Below are 16681 nucleotides of genomic sequence, written 5' to 3'. Positions count from 1 at the left end.
TTCACACCTGGCATACCGTCAACCTGTCCCTCCCACCCTCACCCCGCGGAGTACCGATGAGCACCGCCGCCGCCCCCGTCCGCACCCTCCGGGCGGGCACCGTCCTCGCCGACCTCATCCCGTCGAGCCGCGCCCGCGACGTCGCCCTGGTCGTCGGCGGCGCCGCCCTCACCGGCCTCGCCGCGCAGATCTCGGTCCCGGTCCCCGGCTCCCCGGTCCCGGTCTCCGGCCAGACCTTCGCCGCCCTGCTCGTCGGCACCGCGCTCGGCGCCCGCCGCGGCTTCCTCGCCCTCGCCCTGTACGCGGTCGCGGGCATGGCGGGCGTCCCGTGGTTCGCGCAGGCCACCTCCGGTTACGCCATGCCGTCCTTCGGCTACATCCTCGGCATGCTCCTCGCCTCGACCGTCGTCGGCGCCCTCGCCCGCCGCGGCGCCGACCGCTCCGTGCTCCGCACGGCCGGCGCCATGGTGCTGGGCTCCGCGATCATCTACGCGGTCGGCGTGCCGTACCTGGCCCTCGCCACCGGCATGACCCTCGGCCAGGCCGTCGCCGCCGGTCTGACCCCGTTCCTCATCGGCGACGCGCTCAAGGCCGCGCTCGCCATGGGCGCCCTGCCGGCCGCCTGGAAGCTCGTCGGCCGCAAGGGCTGAACGACGGCCCCGTACGCGAAGGGCCCTGCCGCTCGGGGGAGCGGCAGGGCCCTTTCGTGCACCCGGGAGGCTAGACGCGCTCGAGCTCCTCGGCGGGGGCGGTGTTCTTGCCGAGCCGCTGGCGGACCAGCGCGATCGCGATCACGAACGCGGCCACGAGCAGGGACAGCACGACCTGCTCACGGTTGCTGCCGCCGTCGACGACCATGTAGCCGAGAACGGCGACGATCATGGCGATGGTCGCCCAGGTCAGGTACGGGAAGAGCCACATCCGGACGACCAGCTTCTCCGGCGACTCCCGCAGGATGATCCCGCGCATCCGCAGCTGGGTCACGCAGATGACCAGCCAGACGAAGAGCGCGACCGCGCCGGAGGAGTTCAGCAGGAAGGCGAAGACGGTGTCGGGCCACTTGTAGTTGAAGAAGACCGCGACGAAGCCGAAGACGACCGAGCCGAGGATCGCGGCCGTCGGCACGCCCCGCTTGTTGGTCTTCGCGAAGGCCTTGGGCGCGTCACCGCGCTGACCGAGCGAGAAGGCCATGCGGGAGGCCGTGTAGAGGCCCGAGTTGAGGCAGGACAGGACGGCCGTCAGGACGATCACGTTCATGATCTGGCCGGCGTGCGGGATGCCGATGGAGTCGAGGGCGGCGACGTACGAGCCCTTGTCGACGATCGACTTGTCGTTCCACGGCAGCAGCGTCAGGACCACGAAGATCGAGCCCAGGTAGAAGACGCCGATCCGCCAGATCACGCTGTTGGTGGCCTTGGTGACGGCCTTCTGCGGGTCCTCCGACTCGCCGGCGGCGAGCGTGACGATCTCGCTGCCCATGAAGGAGAAGACGACCATCAGCACACCGGTGAGGACCGCGCCCGCGCCCATCGGGAAGAAGCCCCCGCTGTCGGTGAGGTGCGCGAATCCGGCGCCCGGGTTGTCCGAGCCGGGCAGCACGCCGAAGACGGCGAGCAGGCCGATGACGACGAAGCCCGCGATGGCGACGACCTTGATGCCGGCGAACCAGAACTCGAACTCGCCGTACGAGGCGACGGAGCCCAGGTTGGTCGCGGTGAGCACCACCATCACGATGAGCGCCCAGCCCCACTGCGGCACGGCCGGGACCCAGCTCTCCAGGATCTTGGCGCCCGCGGTCGCCTCGACGGCGAGCACGACGACCCAGAAGAACCAGTACAGCCAGCCGATGCTGAAACCGGCCCAACGGCCCAGGGCTCGGTCCGCGTAGGCGGAGAAGGAGCCGGAGGACGGCCGGGCGGCGGCCATCTCGCCGAGCATCCGCATCACGAAGACGACCATGGCGCCGACGAGTGCGTACGAGAGGAGGATCGCGGGGCCGGCCGCGGCGATGCCGGAGCCGGAGCCGACGAAGAGACCGGCGCCGATGACGCCGCCGATCGCGATCATCGACAGATGGCGGTTCTTGAGCCCGGCCTTGAGGCCGTCGGAGGACTGCGAGCCACCGGTGGTGCCGGTCTCCTGGCCGTCCTTCGTCAGGGTCGGTTGCGTGTTCACAGACGCTTCCTCGTGTGTGGGGGGCGCTCGGGTCGCGAGCCTGAGCATTGAACCCCGGAAACAGGGATGATCGGAAGACCTCATTCCGGATCGTTGTACGGGCGACCTCGCGAGAGTCGAAGGTCCGTACCGGGTCGGGTGAAGGTCCCGACCCCGCTGCCAGCTACCCGGGCCCCGGCGTGCCACACTCGGCATCATGCGCGTCTATATCGGTTCCGACCACGCCGGCTTTGAACTAAAGAACCACCTCGTCGAGTGGCTCAAGGCCCACGGCCACGAGCCCGTCGACTGCGGCCCCCACATCTACGACGCCCTCGACGACTACCCGCCGTTCTGCCTGCGTGCCGCCGAGAAGACGGCCGCGGACCCGGACAGCCTGGGCATCGTCATCGGCGGCTCCGGCAACGGCGAGCAGATCGCCGCGAACAAGGTGAAGGGGGTGCGCGCCGCCCTCGCCTGGAGCGAGCAGACCGCCGCCCTCGGCCGCGAGCACAACAACGCCAACGTGATCTCCGTCGGCGGCCGGATGCACACCCGGGAAGAGGCGACCAAGTTCGTCGAGATCTTCCTGAACACGCCGTACTCGGGTGACGAGCGTCACACCCGCCGGATCGACATGCTCACCGCGTACGAGAACACCGGCGAGCTCCCCCCGATCCCGGCGCACCACCCGCAGGAGCCGACCGCCTGATGCCCGAAGGGCACACCATCCACCGGCTGGCCGCCGACCACCGCGAGCGGTTCGGCGGCCGGCCCGTGCGCGTCTCCAGCCCGCAGGGCAAGTTCGCCGACTCGGCGGCCCTGCTCGACGGCACCGTCCTGGAGACGGCGGAAGCCCACGGGAAGCACCTCTTCCTGGGCTTCCCCGGCGACGAATGGATCCACATCCACCTGGGCCTCTTCGGCAAGGTGAACTTCGGCGACGCCCCGGCCCCGCCGCCCACGGACACGGTCCGGCTGCGGCTCGCCGACCCCGAGGGGTACGTCGACCTGCGCGGCCCCACCACGTGCGCGCTGATCACGGACGCCGAGAAGCGGGCGATACACGACCGGCTCGGCCCGGACCCGCTCCGGGAGGACGACGACCCGGCGAAGGCCTGGCACCGGATCTCGAAGTCCCGCACGACGATCGCCGCCCTCCTCATGGACCAGAAGATCATCGCGGGCGTCGGCAACGTCTACCGCGCCGAGGTCCTCTTCCGGCACGGCATCGACCCGTACCGCGCGGGCAAGGACCTCACGGCGGGGGAGTGGACCGCGATCTGGGAGGACCTGGTGGCCCTCATGCGCGAGGGCGTCCGCCTGAACCGCATCGACACGGTCCGCCCCGAGCACACCCCCGAGGCCATGGGCCGCCCGCCCCGCGTGGACGACCACGGCGGCGAGGTCTACGTCTACCGCCGCGCGAACCAGCCGTGCCACATCTGCGGAACCGGGATCCGCACGGCGGACCTGGCGAACCGCAACCTCTTCTGGTGCCCGACCTGCCAACAACGCTGACCGCGTCGTGGGCACGTGTTCCGCCGGGGCGGTGCCCGCCCCCGTCACGCCCGCCCCCGGGACCCGCTGCTAGAACCCGTGCGGCAGCCAGGGCGCAACGGGAGACCCGAAGGCCACCGACGCCTCGACCAGCGCCCCCTCCCGAAGCTCCCGCACCCTCCCGGCCGAGGCCAACGAGACCAGCGAGGTCCCGCCCAGGTACGCGGCCCCCAACTCCCGCACGGACAGTGCGAGGTCGGGCGCGTCCCCCGTCCGGACACAGGTCGCCCCCTTCGCGTCCCCCGTCAACCGCCACCGCCCCGCGTTCCACGGACAGAACGCGTCCTCCACCTCGAACACCACGTCCACCGGCGCCTGGTACGTCCGCGCCTCCAGCGCCGCGCCCACCTCCACGAGCCGCACGTGCAGGGCGTCCCGCAGCGTCGGCTCGCACCGCCGCACGTCGCTCACCAGGTGCTGCCAGCCGTCGTCCACGGGCCGGCCGCGGAACCGTACCGACGACGTCAGGTCCACCGAGCAGAGGAACCGCCACAGCGCCGCCTCGGCCGCCGGGTCGAGCCCCATCAGCCGGCGGACGTTCACGGACCCGCCGGACCCGGCGGGCGCCCACTCCGGCCTGATCGCGTAGTGCGCGAACCCCACGACCTCCCCGCCCCGCTCCGCGAGCACGCAGAGCAGCGCCGAGGCCCCCTCCCGGTCGCCCGGCGGGTCGAGCAGCGGCTCCCGCTCCCACCCCGGCCGCCGCGCGAGCATGCCGGGCCGCAGCGGCACCAGCTTCGTGTGGACCGCCTCGCACACCGCGGAGGACTCCGTCGGGTCGGCCATGCGCAGGGAGACCCCGTCCGTGCCCTCCGGCACCGTGAGCCGCACCCGGGTCGTGTCGATCGTCCCGCGCACCGCGTACGCGCCGACGCCGTAGCCGAACCGCCCGTAGATCTCCGGCTCCGACGCCGTCAGCACGGCCAGCGGCTCGCCCGCCGCCCGCAGGTCGTCCAGCTGCCGCCGCATCATCGACGTCAGGATCCCGCGCCGCCGGTGCGTCCCGGCCACGCTCACCATCGTCACCCCGCCCGCCGGGACCGACGCCCCGCCCGGCACCGTGAGCCGGAACGTGAACGCCCCCGCCGTACCCACGCACAGGTCGCCGTCCCAGGCGCCGAGGAAACGGTCGAACTCGGTCAGGTCGCGCCACAGCTGCCGCGCCTCCGGCGCCTCCGGCACGCCCCCGAACGCGAGCTCCAGCACCCCGAACCAGCGATCCCACTCGGACGGGTCGAGAACCCGCAGTTCAGTCGTCATATGCCATCGATATCAGCGGCGCGGGTCCCGGAGCGACCCGATTTCAGGCACATTGTCACAGGGGTGCCCCTGCACGATGTCCGACGGGATGGATAGGGTCCAGGCCAATGGGACAGCGTGCCGGAATGAACACGTACGCGGCCCGGACACGCAGGCGCGTGCGCCGGGCCCGTGTCGCGCTGCGCAGATCCGCCGTCGACTACTTCCGCGGCGACGGCGCCGACTGGCTCGCCTTCGCCGGACTCCTCCTGATGATCCCCCTCATCGCGTGCGGGACCGTCCTCGACCCCGTCTGGTGCGCGCCCGCCGCGCTCGCCCTGCCCATCGTGGCCGGCGGCCTGCTGCTGCGCCCCGCCAGCCTGCTCGCCCTGTACGCGGCGGCCGCGGGCGCCCTCATCGTCGAGTCCGTCGTCCTCGGCCCGTACACCCAGGGCCCGGCCCGGGTCACCCCCGGCACCGTCCTGGTCGTCGCCGCCTGCGGACTCTTCGGGCTGCTCATCGCCCAGTTCCGCGCCCGGGTCGGCGTGCCCTGGCGGCGCGGCGGCACCATGCTCTTCGACCTGCGCGAACGCATCCGCGTCCAGAGCGCGCTGCCCCGGCTCCCCCAGGGCTGGCACCGCGAGATGGCGCTGCGCCCGGCCGGCGGCCAGTCCTTCTCGGGCGACTTCGTCGTCGCCGCCCGCACCCATGGCGGGCGCACCCTGGAGGTCGTCCTCACCGACGTCTCCGGCAAGGGCATGGACGCGGCCTCCCGCTCCCTGCTGCTCTCCGGCGCCTTCGGCGGACTCCTCGGCTCGCTGCCGCCGCACGACTTCCTCCCGGCCGCCAACGGCTACCTCCTCCGGCAGAACTGGGACGAGGGCTTCGCCACCTCGATCCACCTCGTCCTCGACCTGGAGTCCGGCGACTACGAACTCTTCTCCGCCGGCCACCTGCCCGCCCTCCAGCTCCACGCCGGCACCGGCCGCTGGGAGGAGAAGGCCGCCGACGGCCCCCTCCTCGGCGTGTACGACGGGGCCGAGTTCCACCCGGTCAAGGGCTCCCTGCGGCCCGGCGACGTCCTCATGCTCTTCACCGACGGCCTGGTCGAGGCCGCCGACCGGGACATCGCCGAGGGCATCGACCGCCTCACCGGCGAGGCCGACCGCTGCGTCGCCGAGGGCTTCGAGGGCGTCGCCTGGCACCTGATCGAGGCCGTCGCCAAGGACGTCAACGACGACCGGGCCCTGCTGATCCTCTCGCGCCCCGCCTGACCGGTCGCCCGGTCGCCCGTGCGCCCGCCACGTGATCTTCTGCACGACGATTCGTCACCGGGCAGCGAGGGCAAGGGGGTTGATGGCACGATGGAGACAGCGGGGGGTGTTCCGAGACAGGGGCTCCCTGGTGGGCAAGGCGGGACCGACCGAGGGTGTGATCAGTTGTGGCCATTTCACTGTCTGTGGTGTTGCTGTTGGCGATCATCATGGTGGTGCTGATCCGCGGGGGGAACCTCAAGGGCGGACCGGCCGTGGTCGCGGTCCTCTTCGGCTTCTTCCTCGCCTCCACCGGCATGGCCGACGACATCCAGCGCTTCCTGGACTCGATAACCCAGACGGTGGCCTCCATCAAGTTCTGACCACCCGGAGAAACGATTCAGGGCCGGTCCGGAGAAGCTCTCCGGACCGGCCCTGACCTCGTATGGAGCGGGTGACGGGAATCGAACCCGCGTAGCTAGTTTGGAAGACTAGTGCTCTACCATTGAGCTACACCCGCACAGCATCGCGCCGCAGGTCACGGGGACCGCGGCACGAGGAGCATGGTAGCCGGTCGGGGGGCTTTCGCGCACACCCGGAAAACGGGGGGCGCCGCACAGTCCCCGTCCATGTACCCTACGTGTCGCACCGACGGGGTGTGGCGCAGCTTGGTAGCGCGTCCGCTTTGGGAGCGGAAGGCCGTGGGTTCAAATCCCGCCACCCCGACCATGACGATCACGCGCCCACCTCGCGCGTCCTTGATCACGTTGTGGGCGTCATCCCGCTTGCGGTTACTATGCAAGCTGCGTGCCCGTGTGTCTTTCTGACCGGGCCGACCCGCCGGTACCGCCGAACGCGGCCCCGACGGATTCCAGGAATCAGCCACAAGGAGACCGAACCGTGAAGAGCGCCGTGGAGACCCTGAACCCGACCCGGGTTCGGCTCACTGTCGAGGTGCCCTTCGAGGAGCTCAAGGACAGCCTCGACGCGGCGTACAAGAAGATCAACCAGCAGGTCACGGTCAAGGGCTTCCGCAAGGGCAAGATCCCTGCTCGCGTGATCGACCAGCGGTTCGGCCGCGGCGCCGTGCTGGAGGAGGCCGTCAACGACGCGCTCCCGAAGTTCTACACCGAGGCCGTCAACGAGGCCGAGGTCAACCCGCTCGGCCAGCCCGAGGTCGACATCACCGAGCTGAAGGACGGCGAGCTGCTGGCCTTCACCGCCGAGGTCGACGTCCGCCCGACGATCGAGATCCCGGACTACTCCGGCATCGAGGTCACCGTCGACGCGGTCGAGGTCACCGACGAGGACGTCGAGAAGTCCGTGGAGCAGCTCCGCGAGCGCTTCGCCTCGACCTCCCCGGTCGAGCGCGCCGCCGCCGAGGGCGACGTCGTCACCATCGACCTGGAGGCCAAGGTCGACGGCGAGGTCCTGCCCGACGGTGTCGCCAAGGACGTCTCGTACACCATCGGCTCCGGCGAGCTGCTCGACGGCATCGACGAGGCCGTCAAGGGCCTGGAGGCCGGTGGCGAGGCCACCTTCACCTCGCAGCTGAAGGGCGGCTCCGCCGAGGGCAAGGACGCGGAGGTCACCGTCAAGGTCATCACCGTCGCCGCCCGTGAGCTCCCCGAGCTCGACGACGAGTTCGCGCAGATGGCGTCGGAGTTCGACACCCTCGACGAGCTCAAGGCCGACAGCCGCAAGCGCCTCGAGAACATGAAGCAGTTCGACCAGGCCACCCAGGCCCAGGAGCGCGTCCTCGACGAGCTCCTCAAGCTGGTCGAGGTCCCGATGCCCGAGAAGCTTCTCGAGGACGAGATCAACACCCGCAAGCACAACCTGGAGCACCACCAGCTCGGCCAGATGGGCCTCGACCTCGCGAAGTACCTGGAGATCCAGGGCAAGACCGAGGAGGAGTTCCTGGCCGAGACCAAGGAGCAGGCCGAGAAGGGCATCAAGACGCAGTTCATCCTCGATGAGCTCGTCAACAAGGAGAAGCTCGACGTCTCCCGCGAGGAGCTCACCGAGCACCTGTTCCGCCGTGCCGCCTCCTCCGGCATGAGCCCCGACCAGTTCGCCCAGGCCGTGGCCCAGGGCGGCCAGGTGCCGATGCTCGTCGGCGAGGTCGCCCGCGGCAAGGCCCTCGCGGTCGTCGTCGAGGCCGCCAAGGTCGTCGACACCAACGGCGAGGTCGTCGACCTCTCCGACGACGAGGACGAGGTCGAGGCCGCCGCCGAGGCCGTCGAGGCCGTCACCGGCGAGGCCGAGGTCTCCGAGGACAAGTAAGGGCCCCCGCCCCCGGCGGACCCTGTTCCACGGGCCCGTGCGCACAGCAGTGCGTACGGGCCCGTGGACGTACCCGGACCCGCTTACACGCCTCCAACTACCTTGCGCTCCCAGCGAACAGTTCGGGAACCGGGATGGCGTTGTCCGACCTGCGCGTTAGGGTCCATGAATACGAGGGCACTGCCCTCAGAACACGACGCTGAGACGGCCCGGGGCCGTCGGAGACGAGCAGGTGGATACGTGACGAATCTGAAGCCTTACGCCGCGGGTGAGCCGTCCATCGGTGGCGGCCTCGGCGACCATGTCTACAACCGGCTGCTCGGCGAGCGGATCATCTTCCTCGGCCAGCAGGTCGACGACGACATCGCCAACAAGATCACCGCGCAGATGCTCCTCCTGGCCGCCGACCCGGAGAAGGACATCTTCCTCTACATCAACAGCCCCGGTGGCTCCGTGACGGCCGGCATGGCCGTCTACGACACCATGCAGTACATCCCGAACGACGTGGTCACCATCGGCATGGGCATGGCCGCCTCCATGGGCCAGTTCCTGCTCACCGGCGGCACCCCCGGCAAGCGCTTCGCGCTGCCGAACACCGACATCCTGATGCACCAGGGCTCCGCCGGCATCGGCGGCACCGCCTCCGACATCAAGATCCAGGCCGAGTACCTGCTGCGCACCAAGAAGCGCATGGCCGAGATCACCGCGCACCACTCCGGTCAGACCGTCGAGACGATCATCCGCGACGGCGACCGCGACCGCTGGTTCACCGCGGAGGAGGCCAAGGAGTACGGCCTCATCGACGACATCATCACGCACGCCGCGGGTGTTCCGGGCGGCGGCGGCACGGGCGCCTGAGCGCCGGCAGCCCGCCGAAGAGCCCCCAGCCCCCTCTGAACGCCACCAGGACGGTGAACACCCAGATGCAGAACAACCTCTCCCCGAGCGGCCTCTACACCGGCGCGCCGATGGACAGCCGCTACGTCGTGCCGCGCTTCGTGGAGCGCACCTCGCAGGGCGTGCGCGAGTACGACCCGTACGCGAAGCTCTTCGAGGAGCGCGTGATCTTCCTCGGCGTGCAGATCGACGACGCCTCCGCCAACGACGTCATGGCGCAGCTCCTGTGCCTGGAGTCGATGGACCCGGACCGCGACATCTCGATCTACATCAACAGCCCGGGCGGATCCTTCACCGCCCTCACGGCCATCTACGACACGATGCAGTTCGTGAAGCCCGACATCCAGACGGTCTGCATGGGCCAGGCGGCCTCCGCCGCGGCCGTGCTGCTCGCCGCCGGCACCCCCGGCAAGCGGATGGCCCTGCCGAACGCCCGTGTGCTGATCCACCAGCCCTCCGGCGGCACCGGCCGTGAGCAGCTCTCCGACCTGGAGATCGCGGCCAACGAGATCCTGCGGATGCGCAGCCAGCTGGAGGAGATGCTGGCCAAGCACTCCTCGACGCCGATCGAGAAGATCCGCGACGACATCGAGCGCGACAAGATCCTGACGGCCGAGGACGCCCTGGCGTACGGCCTGATCGACCAGATCGTCTCGACCCGCAAGAGCACGGCCTCCGCCGAGCGCTGACGCCCGACCTTCCCTCGGCACGGTTCGCGCGGCCCCGACGGCCTCTGTGGCCGAATCGCGACCATGTGAACCGTGCCAAGGGGGGCCCGAACGGGGGGCCCGGCAAGGTACCGTCGAATATGAGGCACCAGGAGTCGCTGAACCAAGCGCTCCCAGGCGAAGGGGAAGCACCTCGTGGCACGCATCGGTGATGGCGGCGATCTGCTCAAGTGCTCGTTCTGCGGAAAGAGCCAGAAGCAGGTGAAGAAGCTCATCGCGGGACCCGGTGTGTACATCTGCGACGAGTGCATCGACCTCTGCAACGAGATCATCGAGGAAGAACTCGCGGAGACGAGCGAGGTGCGCTGGGAGGAACTCCCCAAGCCCCGCGAGATCTACGAGTTCCTCGAGGGGTACGTCGTCGGGCAGGAGCCCGCGAAGAAGGCCCTCTCGGTCGCGGTGTACAACCACTACAAGCGCGTCCAGGCCGGCGAGAACGGCGGCGCGCAGGGCCGTGACGACGCCATCGAACTGGCGAAGTCCAACATCCTGCTGCTCGGCCCCACGGGCTCGGGCAAGACGCTGCTCGCGCAGACCCTGGCCCGCATGCTCAACGTCCCGTTCGCCATCGCCGACGCGACGGCGCTGACGGAGGCCGGCTACGTCGGCGAGGACGTCGAGAACATCCTGCTGAAGCTGATCCAGGCGGCCGACTACGACGTCAAGAAGGCCGAGACCGGGATCATCTACATCGACGAGATCGACAAGGTCGCCCGTAAGAGCGAAAACCCGTCGATCACGCGTGACGTGAGCGGCGAGGGCGTGCAGCAGGCGCTCCTCAAGATCCTGGAGGGCACGACGGCCTCCGTCCCGCCGCAGGGCGGCCGGAAGCACCCGCACCAGGAGTTCATCCAGATCGACACGACGAACGTGCTCTTCATCGTGGGCGGCGCCTTCGCCGGCCTGGAGAAGATCATCGAGTCGCGGGCGGGCGCCAAGGGCATCGGCTTCGGGGCGACCATCCGCTCCAAGCGCGAGATCGAGGCGAGCGACCAGTTCCAGGAGGTCATGCCGGAGGACCTGGTGAAGTTCGGGATGATCCCCGAGTTCATCGGCCGTCTCCCCGTCCTCACCTCCGTCCACAACCTGGACCGCGAGGCGCTCCTCCAGATCCTGGTCGAGCCGCGCAACGCACTGGTGAAGCAGTACCAGCGCCTCTTCGAACTCGACGGCGTGGAACTGGACTTCGACCGCCCGGCCCTGGAGGCCATCGCCGACCAGGCGATCCTCCGCGGCACCGGCGCGCGCGGCCTGCGCGCCATCATGGAGGAGGTCCTCCAGTCGGTGATGTACGAGGTCCCGTCCCGCAAGGACGTGGCCCGCGTGGTCATCACGGCCGACGTCGTCCGCAACAACGTCAACCCGACGCTGGTCCCGCGGATCGTGAAGAACGACGGCAGGCACGAGAAGTCGGCCTGAGCCGCACGGACATGAAGGGGGCGCCCCGCCGGCCGGCGGGGCGCCCCCTTCTCCGTGTGCGGGCCGAGGATCAGGCCTTGACGCGGACTTCCTTGCGGAGCTTGGCGGTGGTGGCGGCGGCGTCCTCGAGGGAGCCGCCCTTGCCCGCCATCATCGAGGCCATGTCGACCGGGACGACGAAGCCCACGGTGCTGTGGTCGGCCCACACGCACATCGGGATGGAGAACGCGGGCGCGCCGGTGGACGCGTCGGCCTTCGTCTTGGCCTGCTGGCACTTCAGGACCGCGCCGTCGAGGTCGGCGGGCGTGTACGCCTGGGGGCTGCCCTCCAGCTGCGGCGCGTCGCCCTTGCCGGCGTCCTTGTCGGCCTCGGCCTTGGCGCTGGCGAAGATGGAGTCGACGACCTTCTCGGGGTCCTCGATCTCGCCGTACAGACCGTTGAAGGAGAGCATCTTGGCCGCGAGCGGGTTGGCCTTGTTCTCCACCTGGTAGGAGGCCTTGACCTGCTGGGCGTTCTTGACGCCGTTCTGCTCGGCCTCCTTGAGGGAGTCGTCGCCGCTCGACTTGCCCTTGTCGGGGCCCTTCTTGTACTCGCCCAGCACCGTCTCCGGCGTGATCAGCTTGTGCGGGCCGTCGTCCGCGACCGAGGCGCCGCCGCCGCCCAGCACGAAGTACGCGGTCACGCCGATCGCCGCGACCACCGCGACCGCGCCGATGATCCAGCCCGCCTTGGACTTCTTCGGGGCCGGGGGGTGGGGCACGTAGCCGCCGGGGCCCTGCGGGGCGCCGTACGGGGGCTGCTGGCCGTAGGGGCCGGGCTGCGGGGGCTGCTGGGGGTAGCCGTAGGGGGGCTGCTGCGGCGGGACGCCCTGCGGGGCCTGCTGGGGGTATCCGTAACCCGGCTGCGGAGCCTGCGGCGGCTGGCCGTAGGGGCCCGGCTGCTGCGGCGGCTGGCCGTACGGGCCCGGCTGGCCGTAGGGACCGGGCTGCTGGCCGCCGTACGGGCCCGGCTGGTTGTAGCTCATCGACAGGTTCCCCTCACAGGATGTTTATGCGTAGCGAACATCCTGTCGGAACCGAGGAGCCGCAGGTGCGGCGGGGGCCACACCGTTACCGAACAATCGCGTTTCAGGACAGGACCGCGACACCCCTAAACTGGCCCCGTGACCGAGAACACTCAGCAGCAGACAGCGCCCACCACCGAACTGCCGACCCAGTACGCGCCGGCCGAGGTAGAGGGGCCGCTGTACGAGCGCTGGGTGGAGCGCGGGTACTTCGAGGCGGACGCGAAGAGCGAGAAGCCGCCGTACACCATCGTCATCCCGCCGCCGAACGTCACCGGTTCGCTCCACCTGGGCCACGCCTTCGAGCACACGCTGATCGACGCCCTCACCCGCCGCAAGCGCATGCAGGGCTTCGAGACGCTGTGGCAGCCCGGCATGGACCACGCCGGCATCGCCACCCAGAACGTCGTCGAGCGCGAGCTCGCCAAGGAGGGCAAGTCCCGCCACGACCTGGGCCGCGAGGCGTTCGTCGAGCGCGTCTGGCAGTGGAAGGCCGAGTCCGGTGGTCAGATCTCCGGCCAGATGAAGCGCCTGGGCGACGGCGTCGCCTGGTCCCGTGAGCGCTTCACCATGGACGAGGGCCTGTCCCAGGCCGTCCAGACCATCTTCAAGAAGCTCTACGACGACGAGCTGATCTACCGCGCCGAGCGCATCATCAACTGGTGCCCCCGCTGTCTGACGGCCATCTCGGACATCGAGGTCGAGTACCAGGACGACGAGGGCGAGCTCGTCTCCATCCGCTACGGCGAGGGCGAGGACTCCCTGGTCGTCGCCACCACCCGCGCCGAGACGATGCTCGGCGACACGGCCGTCGCCGTCCACCCCGACGACGAGCGCTACAAGCACCTGGTCGGCAAGCAGATCAAGCTGCCGCTGACGGACCGTACGATCCCGGTCGTCGCCGACACCCACGTCGACCCCGAGTTCGGCACCGGCGCCGTCAAGGTGACCCCGGCGCACGACCCGAACGACTTCGAGATCGGCCAGCGCCACGACCTGCCGAACCTCGCCGTCATGGACGAGCGCGCGGTCATCACCGTCCACGGCCCCTTCCAGGGCCTGGACCGCCTGGAGGCCCGCTCCGCCATCGTCGCCGCCCTGCGCGCCGAGGGCCGGATCGTCGCCGAGAAGCGTCCGTACGTCCACTCCGTCGGCCACTGCTCGCGCTGCAAGACCACCATCGAGCCGCGCCTGTCGATGCAGTGGTGGGTCAAGGTCGGCCCGCTCGCGAAGGCCGCCGGCGACGCGGTCCGCGACGGCAAGGTCAAGATCCACCCGCAGGAGATGGAGAAGCGGTACTTCGACTGGGTCGACAACCTGCACGACTGGTGCATCTCGCGCCAGCTGTGGTGGGGCCACCGCATCCCCGTCTGGTACGGCCCGAACGGCGAGGTCGTCTGCGTCGGACCCGACGAGCAGCCGCCGACGGGCGAGGGCTGGCACCAGGACACGGACGTCCTGGACACCTGGTTCTCCTCCGGCCTGTGGCCGTTCTCCACGCTCGGCTGGCCCGAGCGGACCGAGAGCCTCGAGAAGTTCTACCCGAACTCCGTCCTGGTCACCGGCTACGACATCCTCTTCTTCTGGGTCGCCCGGATGATGATGTTCGGTCTGTACGCGATGGACGGCACCCCGCCGTTCCACACCATCGCCCTGCACGGCATGGTCCGTGACCAGAACGGCAAGAAGATGTCGAAGTCCTTCGGCAACGTCGTCAACCCGCTGGACTGGATGGACCAGTACGGCTCCGACGCCGTCCGCTTCACCCTGGCCAACGGCGCCAACCCGGGCGTCGACGTCCCGATCGGCGAGGACTGGGTCAAGGCCTCCCGGAACTTCGCCAACAAGATCTGGAACGCCACCCGCTTCGCCCTGATGAACGGCGCGACGATCGAGGGCGAACTGCCCCCGGTCGAGCAGCTGTCGGCGACCGACCGCTGGATCCTGTCCCGCCTCAACAAGACGGTCGCCCAGGTCGACGCGTACTACGAGGACTACCAGTTCGCGAAGCTCAGCGACGCGCTCTACCACTTCGCGTGGGACGAGGTCTTCGACTGGTACGTCGAGCTGTCCAAGACCACGTTCTTCGCCGGCGGCGAGCAGGCCAAGGTCTCCGGCCGGGTCCTCGGCGAGGTCCTGGACGTCATGCTGCGCCTGCTGCACCCGATCGTCCCGTTCGTCACCGAGGCCCTGTGGACCACGCTGACCGGACGCGAGTCCCTGGTCATCGCCGAGTGGCCGAAGGACAGCGGCTTCCGCGACGACGCCGCCGAGGCCGAGATCGAGAACCTCCAGCAGGTGGTCACCGAGGTCCGTCGCTTCCGCGCCGACCAGGGCCTCCAGCCCGGCCAGAAGGTCCCGGCCCGCCTGGAGCTCGACGGCACCCCGCTCGCCGCGCACGAGGCCGCCATCCGCCAGCTGCTGCGCCTCCAGCCGGAGGGCGAGGGCTTCTCCGCCACCGCCTCCCTGCCGGTCGCCGGTGCCACCGTCGCGCTCGACCTCTCGGGCACGATCGACGTCGCCGCCGAGCGCAAGCGCCTCGCGAAGGACCTCGCGGCGGCGGAGAAGGAGAAGGCCCAGGCCGAGGGCAAGCTCGGCAACGAGGCCTTCCTCGCCAAGGCCCCGGACAACGTGGTCGACAAGATCCGCACCCGCCTCGCCAAGGCGGACGAGGACATCGCCCGCATCCAGGCCCAGCTGGCGAACCTGCCGCAGGCCTAGGAAGCGACGAAGGGGCCCGGAACCGCGCGAAGCGGTTCCGGGCCCTTCGCTTTCGGCCGTTCACGGTGACGACTTTGTCCGTTTGTGGGTGACATCACGCGACTTGTGACCGAAGTCCAGAAGTCCGGGACGAAAGACCCGGGATGATGGAGGACATGACCCGCCTCCCCGCCCTCCCCGCGCTCCGCCGCCGCGTGGACCGGTGGGCCGGCTCGCCCCGCGCCCTCGACGTCGTCGCCGCGCTCTTCGCCTTCGGCCTGATGCTCCTGGACGTGCCGGGACTCGCCCGCGCCGACAACTCCCTCACTGGGATCACCGCCACCCTCGTCCTCGCGGGCGGGGCGGCCACGCTGGTGCTCCGGCGGCGGCTGCCGTGGCTCCCGTACGCCGTGGCGCTCGGCCTGATGGGCTGGCTGCACGAACTGACCATGATCCAGTTCGCGCTGTACTCGATCGGCCGCTACCGGGGACGGCGCGCCGCCGTCCTCGCGACCCTGCTGTACGTCGCCGTGGCGTACGGCTACTTCCTGACGCCCGGCTGGCCCGTCGAGCACGGCGAGACCGTCAGCGACTTCCTCAGCCTGGTCGTCCCGATCGGCGTCCTCGCGGCCGGCGTCGGCATCGCCGCCTACCGCCAGGACCTCGTCCGCGCCCTGGAGGGCCAGCGCCGCGAGGCCGCCGCCCGGCAGGCCGTGCAGGAGGAGCGGATCTCCGTCGGCCGGGACGTCCACGACCTGGTCGGCCGCGAACTCACCGTCCTCGCCGTACGGGCCGAGGTCCTCGCCGTACGGGCCAGGGGAGAGGCCCACCAGAAGGACTTCGAGGAACTCGCGGACACCGCCCGGCGCGCCCACCTCATGCTCAACGAGACGATCGTGCGCCGCGCCGACCGGGACGCCGCGACGCCCGGCATCGAGGGGCTCCCCGGACTCGCCGGGGAGAGCGAGCGCATGGGCAGCCCCGTCGAGCTCACGGTCGCCGAGGAGGCCAAGGCGCTGTCCCCGCTCCGGCAGGCCGCCGTCCACCGGGTCGTCCGGGAGTGCCTGACGAACGCCGCCAAGCACGCGCCGGGGCTCCCCGTGACGGTCGCCGTCACGGTCGAGGGGCCCGACCTGCGGATCGAGGTGCGCAACCCGCTGCCGAAGAGCCCGCCGGACCCGGCGCCCGTCTCCACCGGCACCGGGCTGTTCTCGATGGGGGAGCGGGTCACCAGCATGGGCGGCACGCTGCGGGCCCGCCGGGAGGACGGCGCCTACGCGGTGACGGCGACGCTGCCGGCGGGCCTCGGTGACGGCCCGGCGGACCGAAAGTCCCGAAAGGGGTGGGTCCGCGGTCCTGTCGGCACCGCTCCGTAGACTGGG

14 protein-coding genes and 2 tRNA genes are annotated in these 16681 nt (G+C 70.4%); 12 read left to right on the top strand and 4 right to left on the bottom strand.

From position 1 onward, the window contains the following. The first annotated feature begins 56 nt into the window (after positions 1–56). Positions 57–650, top strand: a complete 594-nt coding sequence (locus ACIGW4_RS08800) for a biotin transporter BioY (RefSeq protein WP_123452314.1) — start codon at positions 57–59, stop codon at positions 648–650. Positions 651–720: 70 nt separating this feature from the next. Here the strand turns inward: ACIGW4_RS08800 and ACIGW4_RS08795 are convergent, their stop codons facing one another. Then, positions 721–2175: an amino acid permease gene (locus ACIGW4_RS08795; RefSeq protein ID WP_123452312.1), complete on the bottom strand. Its 1455-nt coding sequence runs from the start codon at positions 2173–2175 to the stop codon at positions 721–723. Between the two features lie 196 nt (positions 2176–2371). Between ACIGW4_RS08795 and ACIGW4_RS08790 the strand changes: the two genes are divergently transcribed. Both ACIGW4_RS08790 and ACIGW4_RS08785 read left to right on the top strand, forming a co-directional pair. Continuing rightward, complete coding sequence (locus tag ACIGW4_RS08790; RefSeq protein WP_123452310.1) at positions 2372–2866, top strand: ribose-5-phosphate isomerase; 495 nt, start codon at positions 2372–2374, stop codon at positions 2864–2866. Then, on the top strand, positions 2866–3675 hold the full coding sequence (locus ACIGW4_RS08785; RefSeq protein ID WP_123452308.1) for an Fpg/Nei family DNA glycosylase: 810 nt from the start codon (positions 2866–2868) through the stop codon (positions 3673–3675). The genes ACIGW4_RS08790 and ACIGW4_RS08785 overlap by 1 nt, the downstream gene beginning before the upstream one ends. A gap of 69 nt (positions 3676–3744) precedes the next feature. Here the strand turns inward: ACIGW4_RS08785 and ACIGW4_RS08780 are convergent, their stop codons facing one another. Further along, positions 3745–4974: a GNAT family N-acetyltransferase gene (locus tag ACIGW4_RS08780; RefSeq protein WP_399579313.1), complete on the bottom strand. Its 1230-nt coding sequence runs from the start codon at positions 4972–4974 to the stop codon at positions 3745–3747. A 125-nt stretch (positions 4975–5099) separates the two neighbouring features. Here ACIGW4_RS08780 and ACIGW4_RS08775 point away from each other — a divergent pair, with 125 nt between their 5' ends. After that, the gene (locus ACIGW4_RS08775; RefSeq protein ID WP_399579311.1) at positions 5100–6227 is read left to right on the top strand and encodes a PP2C family protein-serine/threonine phosphatase; all 1128 of its coding nucleotides are present in this window, start codon (positions 5100–5102) and stop codon (positions 6225–6227) included. A 167-nt stretch (positions 6228–6394) separates the two neighbouring features. Next, positions 6395–6589, top strand: a complete 195-nt coding sequence (locus tag ACIGW4_RS08770; protein WP_123452302.1) for a hypothetical protein — start codon at positions 6395–6397, stop codon at positions 6587–6589. Positions 6590–6652: 63 nt separating this feature from the next. Here ACIGW4_RS08770 and ACIGW4_RS08765 read toward each other — a convergent pair. Further along, a tRNA-Gly gene (locus tag ACIGW4_RS08765) sits at positions 6653–6726 on the bottom strand. A 132-nt stretch (positions 6727–6858) separates the two neighbouring features. On the opposite strand from ACIGW4_RS08765, the gene ACIGW4_RS08760 reads away from it, so the two are divergent. The 5 genes from ACIGW4_RS08760 to clpX all read left to right on the top strand — a co-directional run bounded on the left by ACIGW4_RS08760 (position 6859) and on the right by clpX (position 11536). Further along, a tRNA-Pro gene (locus ACIGW4_RS08760) sits at positions 6859–6935 on the top strand. Between the two features lie 171 nt (positions 6936–7106). Continuing rightward, a complete protein-coding gene (tig, locus tag ACIGW4_RS08755) occupies positions 7107–8492 on the top strand; it encodes a trigger factor (protein ID WP_123452300.1) in 1386 nt (461 codons plus the stop codon). A 240-nt stretch (positions 8493–8732) separates the two neighbouring features. Next, positions 8733–9350 carry an ATP-dependent Clp protease proteolytic subunit gene (locus tag ACIGW4_RS08750; protein WP_123452298.1) on the top strand — a complete coding sequence of 206 codons (618 nt, stop codon included), beginning with the start codon at positions 8733–8735 and terminating at the stop codon, positions 9348–9350. 65 nt (positions 9351–9415) lie between these two features. Further along, positions 9416–10078: an ATP-dependent Clp protease proteolytic subunit gene (locus ACIGW4_RS08745; RefSeq protein WP_123457325.1), complete on the top strand. Its 663-nt coding sequence runs from the start codon at positions 9416–9418 to the stop codon at positions 10076–10078. Positions 10079–10252: 174 nt separating this feature from the next. Further along, entirely contained in the window at positions 10253–11536 is a 1284-nt protein-coding gene (clpX, locus tag ACIGW4_RS08740; RefSeq protein WP_015033605.1) for an ATP-dependent Clp protease ATP-binding subunit ClpX, read from the top strand. Positions 11537–11606: 70 nt separating this feature from the next. Here the strand turns inward: clpX and ACIGW4_RS08735 are convergent, their stop codons facing one another. Beyond that, complete coding sequence (locus ACIGW4_RS08735; RefSeq protein ID WP_359587579.1) at positions 11607–12560, bottom strand: hypothetical protein; 954 nt, start codon at positions 12558–12560, stop codon at positions 11607–11609. A 138-nt stretch (positions 12561–12698) separates the two neighbouring features. Here ACIGW4_RS08735 and ACIGW4_RS08730 point away from each other — a divergent pair, with 138 nt between their 5' ends. Further along, the gene (locus ACIGW4_RS08730; protein WP_123452285.1) at positions 12699–15320 is read left to right on the top strand and encodes a valine--tRNA ligase; all 2622 of its coding nucleotides are present in this window, start codon (positions 12699–12701) and stop codon (positions 15318–15320) included. 155 nt (positions 15321–15475) lie between these two features. Next, entirely contained in the window at positions 15476–16675 is a 1200-nt protein-coding gene (locus ACIGW4_RS08725; RefSeq protein WP_399579305.1) for a sensor histidine kinase, read from the top strand. Positions 16676–16681: the final 6 nt, after the last annotated feature.

The sequence above is a fragment of the Streptomyces sp. NPDC053513 genome, assembly GCF_044544765.1.
GTDB classification, from domain to species: domain Bacteria; phylum Actinomycetota; class Actinomycetes; order Streptomycetales; family Streptomycetaceae; genus Streptomyces; species Streptomyces litmocidini.
This window is presented reverse-complemented; position numbering and strand designations above follow the sequence as displayed.